The 18473-nt window shown below is 69.1% G+C and carries 14 protein-coding genes; 3 read left to right on the top strand and 11 right to left on the bottom strand.

The window, feature by feature from the left end; genetic code table 11:
* Positions 1–31 precede the first annotated feature (31 nt).
* The 7 genes from H7I87_RS26790 to H7I87_RS26760 all read right to left on the bottom strand — a co-directional run bounded on the left by H7I87_RS26790 (position 32) and on the right by H7I87_RS26760 (position 9067).
* Positions 32–2017 carry a vWA domain-containing protein gene (locus H7I87_RS26790; protein WP_019733868.1) on the bottom strand — a complete coding sequence of 662 codons (1986 nt, stop codon included), beginning with the start codon at positions 2015–2017 and terminating at the stop codon, positions 32–34.
* Entirely contained in the window at positions 2010–3404 is a 1395-nt protein-coding gene (locus H7I87_RS26785; protein WP_003872822.1) for a sigma 54-interacting transcriptional regulator, read from the bottom strand. The genes H7I87_RS26790 and H7I87_RS26785 overlap by 8 nt, the downstream gene beginning before the upstream one ends.
* 102 nt (positions 3405–3506) lie before the next feature.
* Positions 3507–4085 (bottom strand): LGFP repeat-containing protein, encoded by a 579-nt coding sequence (locus H7I87_RS26780; RefSeq protein ID WP_011723929.1) that lies wholly within the window; start codon positions 4083–4085, stop codon positions 3507–3509.
* Positions 4086–4268: 183 nt separating this feature from the next.
* On the bottom strand, positions 4269–5852 hold the full coding sequence (gene purH / locus H7I87_RS26775) for a bifunctional phosphoribosylaminoimidazolecarboxamide formyltransferase/IMP cyclohydrolase (protein WP_024636987.1): 1584 nt from the start codon (positions 5850–5852) through the stop codon (positions 4269–4271).
* Between the two features lie 14 nt (positions 5853–5866).
* Positions 5867–6496, bottom strand: a complete 630-nt coding sequence (gene purN, locus H7I87_RS26770) for a phosphoribosylglycinamide formyltransferase (protein WP_003872825.1) — start codon at positions 6494–6496, stop codon at positions 5867–5869.
* 224 nt (positions 6497–6720) lie between these two features.
* Complete coding sequence (locus H7I87_RS26765) at positions 6721–8112, bottom strand: cell division protein PerM (protein WP_011723927.1); 1392 nt, start codon at positions 8110–8112, stop codon at positions 6721–6723.
* Positions 8113–8158: 46 nt separating this feature from the next.
* Positions 8159–9067, bottom strand: a complete 909-nt coding sequence (locus tag H7I87_RS26760; RefSeq protein ID WP_011723926.1) for a DUF5336 domain-containing protein — start codon at positions 9065–9067, stop codon at positions 8159–8161.
* A gap of 243 nt (positions 9068–9310) precedes the next feature.
* Between H7I87_RS26760 and H7I87_RS26755 the strand changes: the two genes are divergently transcribed.
* Positions 9311–10159 (top strand): LLM class F420-dependent oxidoreductase, encoded by an 849-nt coding sequence (locus H7I87_RS26755; protein WP_019732630.1) that lies wholly within the window; start codon positions 9311–9313, stop codon positions 10157–10159.
* Between the two features lie 51 nt (positions 10160–10210).
* Here H7I87_RS26755 and H7I87_RS26750 read toward each other — a convergent pair whose 3' ends face one another.
* From H7I87_RS26750 to sucC, 3 genes are read right to left on the bottom strand one after another with little or no spacing between them, the layout of a single operon-like run.
* Positions 10211–11737: an acetyl-CoA acetyltransferase gene (locus tag H7I87_RS26750; protein WP_011723924.1), complete on the bottom strand. Its 1527-nt coding sequence runs from the start codon at positions 11735–11737 to the stop codon at positions 10211–10213.
* A gap of 60 nt (positions 11738–11797) precedes the next feature.
* Positions 11798–12700, bottom strand: a complete 903-nt coding sequence (gene sucD / locus H7I87_RS26745) for a succinate--CoA ligase subunit alpha (RefSeq protein ID WP_011723923.1) — start codon at positions 12698–12700, stop codon at positions 11798–11800.
* A 12-nt stretch (positions 12701–12712) separates the two neighbouring features.
* Positions 12713–13876 carry an ADP-forming succinate--CoA ligase subunit beta gene (gene sucC / locus H7I87_RS26740; RefSeq protein WP_003872832.1) on the bottom strand — a complete coding sequence of 388 codons (1164 nt, stop codon included), beginning with the start codon at positions 13874–13876 and terminating at the stop codon, positions 12713–12715.
* 323 nt (positions 13877–14199) lie between these two features.
* On the opposite strand from sucC, the gene H7I87_RS26735 reads away from it, so the two are divergent.
* Positions 14200–15252, top strand: a complete 1053-nt coding sequence (locus tag H7I87_RS26735) for a M23 family metallopeptidase (RefSeq protein ID WP_011723922.1) — start codon at positions 14200–14202, stop codon at positions 15250–15252.
* A gap of 1 nt (position 15253) precedes the next feature.
* Positions 15254–15844, top strand: a complete 591-nt coding sequence (locus H7I87_RS26730; protein ID WP_003872834.1) for a hypothetical protein — start codon at positions 15254–15256, stop codon at positions 15842–15844.
* A gap of 73 nt (positions 15845–15917) precedes the next feature.
* Here H7I87_RS26730 and pcrA read toward each other — a convergent pair whose 3' ends face one another.
* Positions 15918–18242: a DNA helicase PcrA gene (gene pcrA / locus H7I87_RS26725; RefSeq protein ID WP_011723921.1), complete on the bottom strand. Its 2325-nt coding sequence runs from the start codon at positions 18240–18242 to the stop codon at positions 15918–15920.
* Between the last annotated feature and the right edge of the window lie 231 nt (positions 18243–18473).

Raw genomic sequence — 18473 nt, 5'->3', positions numbered from 1 at the left:
ACAGTCAAACTCAGTCGCGCGACCGGTGTCGCTATCGACGCCGCCGGGACCGCAGGTAGTCGCCCACCACGGCCGCTCCCAATCCGTCGAGGTCGGGCACCACCACGCGCCCCTCGACGCGCCGGGCCACCTGGTCGATGAACCGAGCCAGGCCAGGGTCGCTGCCCAGCCGGAAGATGGTGATCTGCGCCCCCAGCCGTGCCATCTCGTCGAAGCCGCGCACGGTGTGCGCGATGGTCCGCGGGTGCGGGGGGTAGTCGAAGAACACGGTCGTGCCCTCGCCCTCGAAGTCCTCCAGGTGCGCGGTCGGTTCACCGTCGGTGACCACCAGCACCACGGGCTGCGCGTTGGGGTGGCGGCGCAGATGCCGGCCCGCCAGCGCCAGCGCGTGATGCAGATTGGTGCCCTGCTCGTACACACCCTCCAGCCCGGTCAGCTCGGCGGCGGTCACCGTCCGGGCGTAGCGGCCAAAAGCAATGATCTGCAAGGCATCCGAACGAAACCGGGTGCACACCAGATGGTTGAGCGCCAGCGCCGTCTGCTTCATCGGCAGCCAGCGGTTCTCCATCACCATCGAGAACGACGTGTCCACCAGCAGCGCGACCGCGGCCTGCGTGCGCGTCTCGGTTTCGGAGACCTCGACGTCGTCGACGGTGATCTTCAACCGCCCGTCCGGTCCGTCCAGAGTGGCCGTCCCGGCTTGGCGCAGCACGGCGTTGGTCAGGGTGCGGGAGATGTTCCACGGCTCGGTGTCACCGAACTGCCAGGGCCGGGTGGCGCCGGTGAGTTCGCCGGCCGCCCCCGCGCGCCGGTGGTCACGTTCACCGCGGCGGCCGGAAAGCTGTTGTGCCACATCGCGTAATGCCGTCTCACCCAGGCGGCGCATGGCCTTCGGCGATAGCCGCCATTGGCCGTCGGACCCGCGGTCCAAAAAGCCCTGATTGACCAGCGCCCGTTCCAGCTCGGCGAGCGTGCGGGCGTCGACGGCCGCCTGGTCGCCGAGTTGGCGTGCCAGCGCGTCCAGATCGACGTCATCCATGGTGGCGCCCGGATAGCTTTGCGACAGCTGCTCGGCCAGTTGCTCCAGCTCGGCGATGTCGGCCAGCGCCTGGGTGCCCTCGCCCATGCCGAACGGGTTGTCGCCGGAGAACTGCTCGGACCCGCCCCAGTCCTCCCCGGGCCGCGCCGCCTGCAGATGCGCGTCGAGCCGGTTCAGCGCCTGCATCAGGTCGGGCGAGCCGAAAGCCTGCTGCGCCAAGGCATCCAGCTCGGCGCGCTGCTCGGCGGACAGGCTGTTGCGGAACCGCTGCGCGGCGGCGGCGCGCTTGGCCAACGAATCCAGCAGCTCCTCGACATTGCGCGGGCTCTCCGGGAAGAACTCGCCGTGCTTGGCCATGAAGTCGTCGAAGTCCTGCTGGGAGTCTTGGCCTTTGGCGTGCTTGTCCAGCAGGTCGTTGAGGTCGTTCAGCATGTCGCTGACCCGCTGACGGTCCTCGTCGGTGGCGCCCTGCAGCGCCTGCTTCATGCCCGCGAAGCGTTGGTCGAGCATCTCGCGCCCGAGTAGATCCTTGATCTGGTCGTACTTTTCACGCGCCTCGCTGCTGCGCCAGTTGTATTCGGAAAGCTCCTGCACGGCCTTGGCCGGCGACGCCGGCAGCGCATCGAGCTGCAGTTCACCGAACCGGGCGTCATCGTCGAGCGCGCGGGCCAGCTCCTTGCGTTCGGCCAGCACGGCCTCGTCCAGCAGCTTCTTGATCTCCTGCAGGGTGCCGTCTAAATTGTTGCGGCGCAACAATTCCCGTCGCCGCCGGTTGGCCTCGGCGGCCAGCCGGTCGGCGCCGGGCATGTTCTTGGTGCCGCGCCGCAGCAGCTCGGAGAGGGCACGCCGCGGCGAGGTGCCGGCCATCACGTCCTGGCCGATCTGTTCGAGCGCCTCCCGCAGATCCACCGGCGGCGCCAGCGGATCGGGTCCGCCGGTGTACGCCGAGTATCGCGACGAGTGGCCCCTGTTAGCCATAGACGGTCTGGCCCTCCCCGGACACCTTGTCGATTCGCTTGGCCAAATACAGTGCCTCCAGCGCAAGTTCGAGCGCCGCGGCGCGTTCGCCCTCCGAGCGGGCGTGCAGCTTGTCGGCGATCTTGTCCACCACCGGCAGGCTGGGGATCGCCGCCAGCACATCCTTGGCCGACACCCGCTCACCCGTCGTCACCGCCGAGCCGCCCTCGACGGCGGCCACCAGCGACCCGACGTCGATGCCGCCCAGCACCCGCGACGCGGTGTCGGCGGTCGCGCGGCGCAGCAAGTGCTCGAGCACTGCCTGTTCGCGGCCTTCCTCGCCGGACTCGAATTCCAGCTTGCCGCGCAGCACGTCGATCACCGTGCCCAGGTCGACGACCCGGGCCACCGGATCCGTCTCGCCCAGCACGGCGCCGCGGTGCCGGGCCGCGGCCGCGACGGTTTCGGCGGCCGCGATCGCGAACCGCGCCGACACTCCGGACCGCTGGTCAACGGAGTTGGACTCGCGCAGGTAACGCGCGAACCGCGCGATGATCTGCATCAGGTAGTCGGGGACGTGGGCGGACAGGTGCGCTTCCTGCGCGATCACGCCGACTTCCGCGGACAACTCGAGCGGGTAGTGGGTGCGGATCTCGGCGCCGAAGCGGTCCTTGAGCGGGGTGATGATGCGGCCCCGGTTGGTGTAGTCCTCCGGGTTGGCGCTGGCCACCACCAGCACGTCCAGCGGCAGCCGCAGCGTGTAGCCGCGGACCTGGATGTCGCGTTCCTCCATCACGTTGAGCATCGACACCTGGATGCGCTCGGCGAGGTCGGGGAGCTCGTTGACGGCGACGATGCCGCGGTGTGCCCGCGGGATCAGCCCGTAGGCGATGGTCTCCGGGTCCCCGAGGCTGCGGCCCTCGGCGACCTTGATCGGGTCGATGTCGCCGACCAGGTCGGCGACGCTGGTGTCCGGGGTGGCCAGTTTTTCGGTGTAGCGCTCGCTGCGGTGCTTCCACTCCACCGGGAGGTCGTCACCCAGCGTGGCGGCCTTGCGGATGGACTCCGGCGTGATCGGCGAATACGGGTGCTCGCCCAGTTCGGCCCCGGCGATCACGGGCGTCCACTCGTCGAGCAGGCCGACCAGCGCGCGCAGCAGCCGGGTCTTGCCCTGGCCGCGCTCACCGAGCAGCACGAAGTCGTGGCCGGCGATCAGCGCCCGCTCCAGCTGAGGCAGGACGGTGTCGTCGAATCCCAGGATGCCCGGCCAGATGGCCTCACCGTCGCCGCCTTCGGCGAGGCGGGCCAGCAGATTCTCGCGGATTTCCTGCTTGACTCCCCGTTCACGATGTCCGGCGGCACGCAATTCGCCGACGGTGCGGGGCAGGTTGCTCGGTGACGTCACCACTCCACGCTACGACGAGCGCCCAGACGCGTCATCCGAAGGGCGTTCACTGCGTGCCGACACGAAGGCCGGGCATCGTGGGGACGCCCGGCCTTCGCGGCGTACCTAACCGGTGGTGACGGTGGCCTCGGCGTCACCCGGCTTCCAGGTGATGGTGCCGTGCTCGAACGTCGACTTCTTCGCGCCGTCGGGGGTGTCCACCTCGTCGCTGGTCGGGTAGCCCAACTGGCCCTGCGACCCGCCCAGCTGGTTCCACTTGTCGCGGATCTTGCCCCACACCACATAAGCCTGTGTCTTGGAAACGATCACGCCGCCGTCGAATTGCTGGTAGACGCCGCCGTCCGGGTTCTTCTGCTCGTTGCCCGTCGGGGCGCCCAAGTCCTTGCGCGCCTTGTCGTCGAGGGCGTTGTACTTGGCCAGGATCGGCCCCTCGACGGTGTACGGGGTGCCGTTGGCGCCGTTGATCTGCGTCGAACTCGGGGCGCCGCTGGTGCCCGTGCTTTCCGACGGTGCCGCGCTCGCCGAGGTTCCCGAGGTTCCCGAGGTCGCCGAGGAGGTCGCCGACGAACTCGCCGGGCTGGTTGTCTGCCCGGCGTTGTTCGACTTGCTGCACGCCCCACCGATCAGCGCGAAGGCCGCAAGCGCAACGGAGAAAGCAGCCGTTCGTTTCGTAATCTCGCGCATTTCAATTCCTCTCGAAAATGGACGGGACCAGCCGTCCGTGTATCGAAAAGGGAAGGTAGGTCGATCCGCGACCGCCCGAAAGGAAAGGAGGAAACTCGCAGGGGCCGTCGGGTCCTCCCCCGAACGCATCGTACTGAGAATCGACGCGTTTGTGACCCCCATCACCGGCATCGCGGCCAATCGCTAGTGGGCGAAGTGACGCGCCCCGGTGAGATACAGCGTGATGCCGGCGTTGGCGGCGGCCGCGGTCACCTCGTCGTCGCGCACCGATCCCCCGGGGTGCACGACGGCCTTCACCCCGGCGCCGGTGAGCGTCTCGAGCCCGTCGGGGAACGGGAAGAACGCATCCGAGGCCGCGACCGCGCCGCGCACCCGGTCCCCGCCTCGTTCGACGGCCAGCCGGGCGGCGTCGACCCGGTTCACCTGGCCCATGCCGACGCCGATGGTGGCGCCGCCGGCGGCGATCACGATGGCATTCGATTTGACGGCGCGGCACACCCGCCACGCGAACACCAGGTCCGCCAGCGTGGCCGGGTCGGCGGGTGCCCCGGTGGCCAGCGTCCAATTGGCCGGGTTGTCGCCGTGCGCGTCGAGTTCGTCGCGCTGCTGCACCAGCAGCCCGCCGCTGATCGGGCGCAGTTCGGTGCCGCCGGTCAGCGGCTCGGACGCCACCAGCACCCGGATGTTCTTCTTGCGGGTCAGGATGTCCAGGGCGGCCGGCTGATACGCGGGGGCGATGATCACCTCGGTGAAGATGGTGCTGACGTATTCGGCCATCTCGACGCTGACTTCGGTGTTGGCGGCGATGACGCCGCCGAACGCGCTCAGCGGATCGCATTCGTGGGCCTTGCGATGCGCGTCGGCGACCGATGTCGACGAGATCGCGATCCCACATGGGTTGGCGTGCTTGATGATTGCCACACACGTTTGTTCATGGTCGAAGGCCGCCCGCCAGGCCGCGTCCGCATCGGTGAAGTTGTTGTAGGACATCTCTTTTCCGTGCAGCTGCTCGGCTTGCGCCAGGCCCGGCCAGGCACCCGGGTCGCTGTACAGCGACGCCTGCTGGTGCGGGTTCTCGCCGTAGCGCAGCATCGCCGAGCGGCGCCAGCTGCGGCCCAGCCACTTCGGGAAGGTGGTCGGCGGATGTTCGGGGGCCAGCGTCGACTCCATCCACGTCGCCACCGCGATGTCGTAGTCGGCGGTGTGCTGAAACGCCAACGCCGCCAGCCTTTTACGCTCGGCGAGGGTGAATCCGCCGTGGCGCACCGCCGCGAGCACCCCGTCGTAGCCGAGTGGGTCGACGACCACCGCCACGCTGGGGTGGTTCTTGGCGGCGGCCCGCACCATCGACGGGCCGCCGATGTCGATCTGTTCGACGCATTCGTCGATGCCGGCGCCGGAGTCGACGGTTTCGGTGAACGGATACAGGTTGACGACGACGAGCTCGAAGGCGGCGATGCCGAGTTGCTCGAGCGCCGCGGCGTGTTCGGGTTTGCGCAGATCCGCCAGCAGTCCGGCGTGCACGCGCGGGTGCAGTGTCTTGACCCGGCCGTCGAGCACTTCGGGGAAACCGGTCAGCTCCTCGACCCGGGTCACCGGAATGCCTTTCTCGGCAATGACCTTCGCGGTGGAACCGGTCGAGACGATCTCGATGCCCGCCTCGGTCAGTCCCTGGGCGAGCTCGACCAGACCGGTCTTGTCGTACACGCTGATCAAGGCGCGACGGATCGGCCTTTTGGCGTTTTCCCGCCAGTCGTCGGTGCTCATCGGTTGGTCGCCTTTCATCCGATCGTCGCTTTTCTCCCGACCAGGGTCAGGCCGCCGGTCGCGATCGCAGCCACCACATCCACCAGCAGCTTGCGTTCGGTGACTTTGATGCGTTCGTGCAACGTCTGTTCGTCGTCGCCGTCGAGCACCGGAACGGATTGCTGAGCCAGAATCGGCCCGGTGTCCGTCCCGGCGTCCACCAGGTGCACCGTACAGCCTGTGACTTTCACGCCGTAGGCCAACGCTTCGGCCACGCCATGTGCGCCCGGGAAGGCCGGCAGCAGCGCCGGATGCGTGTTGATGACCCGCCCGTAGAAGCGTGAAAGAAATTGCGGCCCAAGGATTTTCATAAACCCTGCGGATACCACCAGGTCGGGCGAGTGGGCGGCGGTGGCCTCGGTGATCGCGGCGTCCCAGGCGGCGCGGTCGGGGTGGTCGCCGAGCCGGACGGTGAAGGAGGGCAGGGAGGCGGCCGCGGCGATCTGGGTGGCCAGGCAGTCGCGGTCGGCGCCGACCGCGACCACCCGGGCCGGGTAGTCGCCCACGGCGGCGTCGATCAGCGAGCTGAGCAGCGATCCGGTACCCGAAGCCAGCACCACCACCCGCGCCGGCGCATTGGGGGGCACATGCAGCGGTTCGACCACATCGGCGAGCCTAGTCGGGCGACGATGCGTGCCGTCACGGCACGCTGAGGAGCCCGACAATCCGACACCGTGGGCGACGATGCGTGCCGTCACGGCACGCTGAGGAGCCCGACAATCCGGCGCGCCGGGCCGGCGGGGCACATGGGAAGTGCCCGCCTCTGAGCGACAATCACCGAAGTCCGATCCCCCGACGCGTCGTTGTCGCTCAGAGGCGGGCAAAGTTCCTATTCCCCGGGCCGGCGCTCGCCCGCAGCACCCGCGTCACCGGACCCACGCTCCCCGGGATCACCCTCGTCACCCTCACGCTCGCCCGCATCGCCCGGGGATTCGTCGACACCCTCCGCCGCAACCTCGTCGACACCTTCCGCCGCAATCTCGTCGAGGCCCGCAACGTCACCAACGGGCCCGACCGCCTCGCCGAAGACGGAATCGTGCTCCTCGGCCACCGGCGCCGCGGGCGCGGGGCGCGGCTTGAGCCGTCGGGTGGGGCGCCGGATCCCGCCGCTCATCACCACCGTGGCCCCGCCGACCACCGCGAACCAGAAGAAGACCCCGACCAGCAGCGCACCCTGGTCCACGCCGACGTGCCCGAAGTTGCCCAGCTGGCCGCTGCCGGCGTAGGCGAGCAGCGACATCACCAACGCCCCGGCCACCGAGGCGGCCAGCAGTTTGACCATCGCGGCAACGGGCGGCAGCGGGCGCCGCGCGCACTGCTGCCCGACCGCCACGCCCGACGACGCCCCGATGATGAGCAGCGCAACCCACACCGGTCCCAGCGGCGGCCGGGGCACGGCGGCGAGCACCGGCAGGGCCGGGATGTCCCCGCCGAACACGGTGAACGAACTGAACGTCGCGAAACCGATGTGCGCGCTGGACCCGACGGCCACCGCCGCGGTGCCCACAATGACGTTGGGGGCGTACAGCATTGACAACACGGTGAGGCTGAACTCGCCGAAGATCGAATCGGTGATCCCGTAGAGCTCCTGCATGGTCGCCCAATGCACCACCAGCGACCCGGCGGTCACGAAGCCGGACAGCCCGAGCAGCGCCAGGACGCCGGCGGTCGCGGCGCGCAACGAATCACCCAGCCAATAGGGCAGCGACGACGCCGCCAGCGCGCGCGGCCCCACCTGCGACCACACCCCGATCCCGGCGCCGATGGCATGCACCACGAGCACGCTCAGAAATGCCCGCAGCGCGCTGGGCGTCTGCAACTCGGTGATCACCGACGACGCGTCGTGGATGACGGCCAGCGCGACCGCCGTCATCAACAACGGACCACCCAGCGCCGAGGCAACCACCCAGCGAATGACCAACCACGACGAGTGCGGCGAGGTGGCCCGCGCGGTGTTGCGCGCCGTGGCCCACACCATCAGCAACACCGGCAGCAGCGGCAGCACACCCAGTTCGCGGCCGCCGATCGACACCGGCACCTGGTGCACGCCCAGCCACATGCTGGCGATGGCGCCCAACGCGCCGGTCATGTCGCTGTTGGCGATCAACAACTGGATCAGCGTGACCGCGGCGATGATGACCAGTGCCACCACCGCCGGGGCGAACGCGACCCTGACGAGGTCACGCGCCTGGCGAGCGCCCGCTGCCCGGTTGTCCTCCACCCGTGTCACTCTGGGGCACGTTCCCGACTAGGCGCGACAGGGCACGTTAGGCGGGCGTCGGCCCAGACGGTGAAGAAGGCTCCTGGCCGTAGGACTGCTGGCCACCGGCCTGCTCGGAGTAATTGGCGGTCGCCGAACCGGAGTCCGACCCCCCGCCGACGTTGGGCGGCGGGCTGAAGCTGGGGAAGCCGGTGGGCGGTGTGGACGGGCCCTGCTGCTGCGCGGACTGTTGCGGGCCGGACTGCGGCGACGGCTGGGCACCGAAACCGCCGGTCGGAGCGCCGCCTTGGCCGTAACCGCCGTACTGCGACCCGTAGCCCTGCGGCGAATGCTGCTGACCGTGCTGCTGACCACCCGGCTGGCCCCCGGGCTGACCGCCCGGCTGACCGTAGTAGGGCTGTTGCCCGTACTGGCCGTATTGCCCGTACTGGCCGTACTGCGCGTAGGGGTCGTACTTGGGCCGCGGCGCCGGCGCCGTGATCACCCCGGCGTCCAGCAGGACCACGACCACCGCGGCGATCGCCTGCAGCACCACGCACGCCACCAGCGGCCACATCGCCCAGCCGATCGCGAAACCGGCGGGCAGGTTGATCGTCTCGGTGATGGCCAGCAGCGCGCCGAGCACCGCGACGACCGCCACCACGCCCACATAACTCTTGGCCTTGGGCAGCAGGCCCAGCCCGGCGAGCAGCGCGGCCAGCAGCGCCACCACGACGGCGGTGCCGGCGTCACCCGCGCGGCCGCCGATACCCGGGCCGAGGTCGGCGCCGATGGTGAAGGTGGGGCCGAAATTCAGCAGGTAGGCCGCGAAACCCAGGGCGACCACGGCGATGTTGAGGTAGAGCGGGAGTTTGCTCTTGCCGTCGTCGTCTTTGGCGAAAGATGGTGTGGCGCCTGCATAGGTGCCGCCAGACTGCGCCGGTGGATATCCGGGGCTGCCGGGAGAGTAGGTCATGGCTCCTCCTGTTGCTTCCACTGCCTTTTAGTGCCGAGCGGGCGCCACGGTTGCGATGCGACGCGGTGCTTGCAGGCGCGTCACTGCGCGAGCGACACGGTCGATCACCCACGCTAGCGCACGTGCGACGGCCGGTGCCGTCGCCATTGGCTTGCCCGCGGGCTTCGGAGACGACCGCGCGGCGAGACGGTCCGTATCACGACAGCTTGCCCCGCAGAGGTAGAACACGTTCTAATTCACTGCATGGATTACGGGCTTGTGCTTTTCACCAGCGACCGTGGCATCTCTCCGGCTGCGGCCGCGAAGCTTGCCGACGACCACGGGTTTGCGACCTTCTACGTGCCGGAACACACGCATATCCCGATCAAGCGGGAGGCCGCGCACCCGACCACCGGCGACGCGTCGCTGCCCGACGACCGCTACATGCGCACCCTGGACCCGTGGGTCAGTCTGGGCGCGGCCTGTGCCGTCACCTCGCGGGTGCGACTGTCCACCGCCGTGGCGCTGCCCGTCGAACACGACCCGATCACGCTGGCCAAGAGCATTGCCACCCTGGACCATCTGTCCGGCGGCCGGGTCAGCCTCGGGGTCGGATTCGGTTGGAACACCGACGAACTCGCCGACCACGGCGTGCCGGCGGGCCGGCGCCGCACCATGCTGCGCGAATACCTGGAAGCGATGCGCGCCCTGTGGACGCAGGAAGAAGCGGCCTACGACGGCGAGTTCGTCAAGTTCGGGCCCAGCTGGGCCTGGCCCAAGCCGGTGCAGCCGCACATCCCGGTGCTGGTGGGCGCGGCCGGCAACGAGAAGAACTTCAAATGGATCGCGCGCAGCGCCGACGGCTGGATCACCACGCCGCGCGATTTCGACATCGACGAACCGGTCAAGCTGCTGCAGGACACCTGGGCGGCCGCCGGCCGCGACGGCGCCCCGCAGATCGTGGCGCTCGACTTCAAGCCGGACGCCGAGAAGCTGGCCCGATGGGCCGAGCTCGGGGTGACCGAGGTGCTGTTCGGCCTGCCGGACAAGTCCGAGGACGAGGTCGCCGCCTACGTCGAGCGGCTGGCCGGCAAGCTCGCCGCCCTGGTGTGACAACGACCCAGGCCACGGACGTGACGCCCAGGCCAGGCACGCGCCGCGGAATCAGGCCAGCGTGGCCCGGTTGTCCTTCTCGGTCGCCGTGACCACGATCGACGCGCCGAGCGGCTCGCCGTCGCTGAGCAGGCCGACCAGCTCGGGATCCTCGGTCAAGGCCAAAAAGCGGCTGCCGTCGTCGTCGAGGCGGCCGATGATGATGCCGGTGCGCACCGGCCAGTCGTAGCGCACGGTGTAGGTCTCGATGGTCGCGCGACCGTCCGCCCTGACGGTCACCGGAACCGTGGGACGGGCGGCGACCTCGGCGCGCAGCGCGGCGCTGTTGTCGGGTTTCCAGTTCACCGGCGTGGTCGAGTACACCCCGACGGAGTACTTGCTCATGATCCCGCCGTTGGCGGCGACCAAGCCGAACTGGCCTGGCCGGTCCCGCATTTCGCTGACCGTCTCGGCGATGCCGTGCAGCGAGTAGTTGTTGCCCGGTCCGCCGAAGTACGGCAGGCCGCCGGTGAGCGTCAGGCCGCGCGGATCGTCGGTGGCCAGGCTCGTGCCGTCGCAGAAGTTGAACACCGGCACCGGGAAGCAGCTGTACAGATCGAACGTCGAGACGTCGTCGATGCCGATGCCCGCCCCGACCAGCGCCTCCTGGACCGCCAGCACCGACGCCGAGTTGTAGGTCAGGTCGAGGCGGTCCAGCAGCGGCTGGTCCACCATGTCCGCGTGTCCGTGCAGGAACACCCAGCGCTCCTCGGGCACGCGGAACCGCCGCGCGGCGGCCACCGACATCAACAGCGCGGCCGCGCCCTGGTTGACCTGGTCGCGGGCCACCAGCAGCCGGGGGTAGGGATCGCAGATCATCCGGTTGGACGGGGTCACCGTGATGAGCTCGTCGACGCTGCGTTCCACCGGGGCGGACGCGAACGGGTTCTTGGCCGCCACCTTGGTGAACGGGGCGAACAGCTCGCCCATCCGGCGCCGGTAGTCGGCCACGCTCAAGCCCAGCCGGGCGCGGCGCGCGTTCTCCAGCAGCCCGTACTGGGCCGGCGCGCCGATCAGGCCGTGGGCGACGGTGTAGTCGTCGAACAGGCCTTCGTAGCCGAAACCCCGGTCCTCGAGGGAACCCTCGACCGTCTCGGAGTGGTCCGGCTTCTCCCGGTCGGCGAAATACCGGATGCTGGAAGTGTTTTCGGAGCCGAAGATCATCACGACCTCGGCGTCCCCCGCGGCGATGACGCCGGCGAACTCGGTGACCAGATGCTGGGGGCCCTGGCCGCCGATGGGTTCGAGGACGGCGCGGGCCGGGGCGGCGCCGATGCGCCGCGCGACCGACCGCGGGTAGTTGTTGGACTTACCCATGGGCGCGGGCGTGCGCCCGGACAGCTCGAATTGCCGGATCGCGCCGACGGTGTCGACGGCCGCGGCGACGGCGGTGGCGTCGGCCCCGCAGTCGTGCAGCGCCGCCCGCGCCGCTTCCGTCGCCAGCTTCACCGACGACATGCCGCGGTACCCGGAGTCCTCGATGCGCTCGGTGAACTGCCCCACCCCGACGATGACGGGGGTGTTCGGGTCGAGATTCATAGACCCACTATCTACCGCGGGCCGGGCCCCGGCAAAATCCGGGGCCCCAACCGCGGGCCGCTACAGGCTCTGCAGGATCTCTCGGGCCAGCGCGGCCGTCTCCGACGGCGTCTTGCCGACCTTGACGCCGGCGGCCTCCAGGGCCTCCTTCTTGGCGGCCGCGGTGCCCGACGAGCCGGACACGATGGCGCCGGCGTGACCCATCGTCTTGCCTTCCGGCGCAGTGAATCCCGCGACATAGCCGACGACCGGCTTGGACACGTGGGCCTTGATGTAGTCGGCCGCGCGCTCCTCGGCGTCGCCGCCGATCTCGCCGATCATCACGATGATCTTGGTGTCGGGGTCCTTCTCGAACGCCTCGATGGCGTCGATGTGGGTGGTGCCGATGATCGGGTCACCGCCGATGCCGATCGAGGTGGAGAACCCGAAATCGCGCAGCTCGTACATCATCTGGTAGGTCAGGGTGCCGGACTTGGACACCAGCCCGACCGGTCCGGGACCGCTGATGTTGGCCGGGGTGATGCCGGCCAGCGCCTCGCCGGGCGTGATGATGCCCGGGCAGTTGGGTCCGATGATGCGGGTCTTCTGACCCTTGTCCACGTTGTAGGCCCACGCATATGCGCTGTCCTGCACCGGAATTCCCTCGGTGATGACGACCAGCAGCGGGATCTCGGCGTCGATGGCCTCGATGATCGCGTCCTTGGCGAACTTCGGCGGCACGAACACCACCGACACGTTGGCGCCGGTCTCCTTCATCGCCTCGGACACCGTGCCGAACACCGGCAGCTCGACGTCCTTGCCGACCGGGTCCACGTGCGAAACCGTGGTCCCGGCCTTGCGGGCGTTCACCCCGCCCACCACCTGGGTGCCGGCCTTGAGCATCAGCGCGGTGTGCTTGGTGCCCTCGCCGCCGGTGATGCCCTGGACGATGACCTTGGAGTCCTTGTTCAAAAAGATCGACATGGCTTGGCTCCCTTACTTGTTCGCCAGCTCGGCGGCTTTGTCGGCGCCGGAGTCCATGGTCTCGGCCTGGATCACCAGCGGGTGGTTGGCTTCGGCGAGGATGCGGCGACCCTGGTCGACGTTGTTGCCGTCGAGCCGAACCACCAGCGGCTTGTTCGCCTCGTCACCGAGCATGTTCAGGGCGGTCACGATGCCGTTGGCGACGGCGTCGCACGAGGTGATGCCGCCGAACACGTTCACGAACACGCTCTTGACCTGCTTGTCGTGCAGGATGACGTCCAGGCCCGCCGCCATCACCTCCGCCGACGCGCCGCCGCCGATGTCGAGGAAGTTGGCCGGCTTGACCCCGCCGTGTTTCTCGCCCGCGTACGCGACGACGTCCAGGGTGGACATCACCAGGCCCGCGCCGTTACCGATGATGCCGACCTGGCCGTCCAGCTTTACGTAGTTGAGGTCGTGTTCCTTGGCCTTGAGCTCCAGCGGGTCGGTGGCGTCGCGGTCCTCGAACGCGGCATGGCCGGGCTGCCGGAAGTCGGCGTTGGCGTCCAGGGTGACCTTGCCGTCCAGCGCCAGGATCTGGTTGTCGGGGGTGCGCACCAGCGGGTTGACCTCGACCAGGGTGGCGTCCTCGGCGACGAAGAGCTCCCACAGCTTGTTGATGGTGACCGCGGCCGCGTCGAGCACCTCGGCGGGCAGGTGGCCCTTCTCGGCGATGGACCGCGCGGTCGCCAGGTCCACGCCGGTGACGGCGTCCACCGGAACCTTGGCCAGCCGCTCGGGCTTGGTGGCGGCCACCTCTTCGATCTCCATGCCGCCCTCGACGGAGCACATGGCCAGGTAGGTGCGGTTGGCCCGGTCCAGCAGGAAGGAGATGTAGTACTCCTCGGCGATGTCGCTGGCCTCGGACACCAGCAGCTTCTTGACGACGTGGCCCTTGATGTCCAGGCCGAGGATGTTCTTGGCGTGGGTGTAGGCGTCCTCGGGCGTGGCGGCATATTTCACGCCGCCCGCCTTGCCGCGGCCACCGGTCTTGACCTGCGCCTTGACCATGACAGGACGGCCGATCTCGGCGGCGATGTCCCGAGCACCCTCGGCGGTGTCGGTCACCCGTCCCGGCGTGGTCGGTACGTTGTGCTTGGCGAACAATTCTTTTGCTTGATACTCGAAAAGGTCCATGGACTCTCTGTCTTCGCTCGACTCAACTACTAGGCCTCTTGGTGGGCGGTGCCGCATTCGGCAACTCGCACGGACGAACTGTATCCACCCGCCAAACCGCTGCTACCGCCGCGTCCGCCGATGTGGCACAGCTCACGGGACCCGGATAGACCGGCCAGGTGATCCAAATCACAATTCCGTCGGGTTTGTGCGACGAGGTTGCCAGTCCCGCGCGTCAGCAGATACCTTCCTAGGGGCCAGATAACGTTATGGTCACGATACGAGGACATTTCAGGTTGTCCCAGCACCGTTTTGCCCGCTCTTCTGCCGTAACAACAGGCGTCGTGAGGGTAGGTCGCGCGCCAGGCGCCCGGTCGGCGGAACCCCATCGAACCGAAGTCACCGAGATTCTCCCGCTGGACGGATTCGACTTCGACGACCTTGATTTCTGTGACGACGCCGGCGATCACGGCGACCTGGACTTCAGCACCGACTCCCCCTTCGACAATGAGGCGCAGGTCTTGCTGGCGCCCGAGCTCGACGATCTGAACGAGACCGACGACCTGCGGCCGCTGTGGCTGGCCGCTCCGGTCACCGAGGTGCTGCCCCGGACCACCGTCGCGGCCCGCACCGAGCGGCGGCCGGAGCGCCCCCGCGGCGCCGACGTGGTGGGGGTGGCCCGCCGCGGCGGGCAGCATCGCAAGCAACCGACCAGCGCGGCCCGCGGCCGGCTGCTGATCTCGGCGATGGCCGCGGGCGCCGCCGCGGCCGCCGCCCACACCGCCACCAGCCACGCCGACACCCCGAAGACCGACGCGGTGCTGACCGCCAACGCGTCCTCGCTCACCGGCGGGGCGGGCGGCAGCAACACCGTCCGCGGCCCCCAGGTGATCGCGGCGGAGCCGGCGGCCACCGCCGCCCTGCACAACCAGGAGCTGGCCAAGGGCGTCGCCTTCGCCAACGACCGCGCGCAGCGCGAGGCACGCCTGCAGCAACCGCTCTACGTGATGCCGACCAAGGGCATCTTCACCTCCAACTTCGGCTACCGCTGGGGGGTGCTGCACGCCGGCATCGACCTGGCCAACTCGATCGGCACCCCGATCTACGCGGTGTCCGACGGCGTCGTCATCGAGGCCGGGCCGGCGGGCGGGTACGGGATGCTGGTCAAGCTGCGGCACGCCGACGGCACCGTCACGCTCTACGGCCACATCAACACCGCGCTGGTCAGCGTCGGCGAGCGGGTGATGGCCGGCGACCAGATCGCCACCATGGGCAACCGGGGCAACTCCACCGGCCCGCACCTGCACTTCGAGGTGCTGCAGGGCGGCACCGAGCGCATCGACCCGGTGCCGTGGCTGGCTAAGCGTGGCCTTATGGTCGGCAACTACGCTGGTTGAGGTGACCGCGCCGAACGATCCACCTTCCGGTCCGCGTCCCTCCGAGCCCGCTGCGGAGCCGTCACCGCCCTCCGACACCCGGACCCGGATCATCCGCCGCGCGCCGACCGGGCCGATTCCCGTCACGCCGGATTCACCGACCACTCACTTCGCTCCGCAACCGCCGTCGTATCGCGGCGGCCCCCGCGCGGGACGAACCGGCTACTCCGGGCTGCCGGCACTCGAGCCCAGCGACCGGACGGCCGTCGCCGCCTGCGCGGTCGCAATCGTCAGCGGCTGGGCCACCTCGGTGGTGGCCACCGACCTGATCGCCGGGTGGTGGCGGTCGGACCGGCTGTTCTGCATCGCAGTCGGGTTCCTCGCCCTGGTATTCGCCGCCACCACGGTGTCGGGGGTGATCGGGCTGCTGCAGCGCCGCTCGGTCAGCCGCTACCTGCTGCTGGCCGGCGCGCTGGTCGCTTTTCTCACCTATATCGGCGTGTTCATCGCCGGCGCCCGGGTGGCCTGGGTGGTGCACCTGCTGCCGGTATTGCCCATCGCCACGGTGGTGCTGGTGCTGTTGCCCCAGACCAAACGCTGGCTGGACGCCTGAGCGTCGCCGAACGTGCACTGACGGCGAAGATTTCGCGGGCGATTTTCTCGCACTGAATGCACGCTCGGCGCGGTTAGAGCTTGCTGATCGGGGCGTGGTTGTGCATCAGCTTCACCCGCCCGGAGCTGCCGAAGTCGATCAGTGACATCGCCGACTCGCCGGCGCCGGACACCTCCTCGACTCGGCCCAGCCCGTACTTGTCGTGCGTCACCCGGTCGCCCGGCGCCAGCACCAGCAGCGGCCGTTTGCTCATTGCGGCGCGGGTCGGGGCCGCCCGCGGGGTGCCGAACCGGCCGGCGCCGCTGACCGGTGCGCTGAACGACGGCGCCGGCGCGGTGCGCCGCCACTCGATCAGTTCCTGCGGAATCTCCCGCAGGAAGCGAGATTCCGGGTTGAGCATGGGCTGGCCCCACGACGAGCGGACGATGGCCCGGCTCAGGTAGAGCCGCTGCCGGGCCCGGGTGATGCCCACGTAGGCCAGCCGCCGCTCCTCGGAGAGTTCGACCGGATCGTCCAGCGACCGCATGTGCGGGAACATCCCGTCCTCCCAACCGGTGACGAACACCACCGGGAACTCCAGGCCCTTCGCGGTGTGCAGGGTCATCAGCGTGACCATCCCGGCGCCGTCCTCGGGGATCTCGTCGCTGTCGGAGACCAGCGAGACCCGTTCCAAGAACTCGGCCAGCACACCGGTGTCGGGCACGTCTTCGTCGTCCGCGGCGTCCAGCGACTCGTCCAGCGCGGCGGCGTTCGCCCGGTCGGTGCTGAATTCGTGTGCGACGCTGACGAGTTCGTTGAGGTTGTCCAGACGCGCCAGCTCTTGGGGATCGGTGGACGATTCCAGCTCCCGGCGGTAGCCGGTGCGTTCGAGCACCGACTCGACCAGGTCGCCGAGATCGTCGTCCAGCCGGCCGCGCAGGTCGTCCAGCAACTCGACGAAACCCGCGATCGCCTTCTCCGCGCGCGAATTCAGCATCGGCACTTTGCCTTCGGCCGCGGCCACCAGCGCGTCGGCGAAACTGGCACCGGTGTTCTCGGCGTACACCGCCACGCAGGCCTCGGCCCGATCACCGATCCCCCGGCGCGGGGTGTTGAGGATGCGCCGCATGCTCACCGCGTCGCCGGGGTTGTCCAGCACCCGCAGGTAGGCAATGATGTCGCGGATCTCCTTGCGCTCGTAAAAGCGCACCCCCCCAACGACTTTGTAGGGGATCCCGGCGCGGATGAACACCTCCTCGAAGGACCGCGACGAGTTGTTGGTGCGGTAGAAGACGGCGACGTCGTTGTAGGTGATCTCGCCCTTCTGCGCGAGCGCGTCGATCTCCTCGGCGACGAAGCGGGCCTCGTCGTGCTCGTTGTCGGCGACGTAGCCGACGATCAGCTCGCCGGCGCCGGCGTCGGTCCACAGCCGCTTGTCGCGGCGACCGGAGTTACGCGCGATCACCGAGTTGGCCGCCGACAGGATGTTCTGTGTCGAGCGGTAATTCTGTTCCAGCAGAATGGTTGTCGCGTCCGGGTAGTCGCGTTCGAAGTCCTCGATGTTGCGGATGGTGGCGCCGCGGAAGGCATAAATCGACTGGTCGGCGTCGCCGACCACGCACAGCTCGCCGGGGGGAACGCCGTCCTCGGTGTCGGTGCCCACCAATTCGCGCACCAGCACGTACTGCGCGTGGTTGGTGTCCTGGTACTCGTCGACGAGCACGTGCCGGAACCGCCGCCGGTAGTGCTGGGCGATCTGCGGGAAGGCGCGCAGCACCGCCACCGTCTCGCCGATCAGGTCGTCGAAGTCCAGCGCGTTGGCCGCCCGCAGCCGGCGCTGGTATTCGCCGTAGACGCTTGCCACGGTGCGGGACAACTCGTCGGAGTCGTCGGTGAGGTTGGCGACCGCCGCGGCGGGGTCGATCAGCTCGTTCTTCAGGTTGGAGATCGCGTTGGCCAACAGCCGCGGCGAGTAGCGCTTGATGTCCAGGCCCATGTCGCGGCCGATCATCTGCAGCAGCCGCCGCGAGTCGTCGGCGTCGTAGATCGAGAAGTTGGAATTGAGGCCCTCGATCAGCGACGCCTGGTTGCGCAGGATGCGCACGCAGGTCGAATGAAAGGTGGACACCCACATGGCGCGGGCCCGGTTGCCCACCAGCCGCACCACCCGTTCCCGCATCTCCGCGGCGGCCTTGTTGGTGAAGGTGATGGCCAGCACCTGGCCCACCCCGACCCCCCGGGCCGCGATCAGGTAGGCGACGCGGCGGGTCAGCACCGCCGTCTTCCCCGAACCCGCCCCGGCGACGATCAGCAGCGGCGAACCCTCGTGCACCACGGCCTGGCGCTGTTGCGGATTGAGCCCCTCGAGCAATTGCTCGGCTTCGGAGACCGGCTTGGCATCTGTTACGTGCACACTCATGTCAGTCCAAACTTACCGCCGCCCACCGACGCACAGCGCCCAGTCGTCCAACCAGGTTAGTGTCCCGGCCGCCCGCCGCCGGGCCAACCGGGCCGCCGGGAGCGACGGCGTGTCGCGACGGTTGACGCGGCCCGCCGACCGGCCCGCCGGCACAATTACACCCGAGTCAAAAAGACGCAGCTCAACTGCGGTTTTTTGCGCACGTACCGGATCTAGTGGCACACTCAGTTG

Source organism: Mycobacterium timonense (assembly GCF_025821985.1).
Taxonomy (GTDB): Bacteria; Actinomycetota; Actinomycetes; order Mycobacteriales; family Mycobacteriaceae; genus Mycobacterium; species Mycobacterium avium.
Note: the sequence above shows the minus strand (reverse complement) of the source record. Positions and strands in the feature narration are given on the sequence as shown.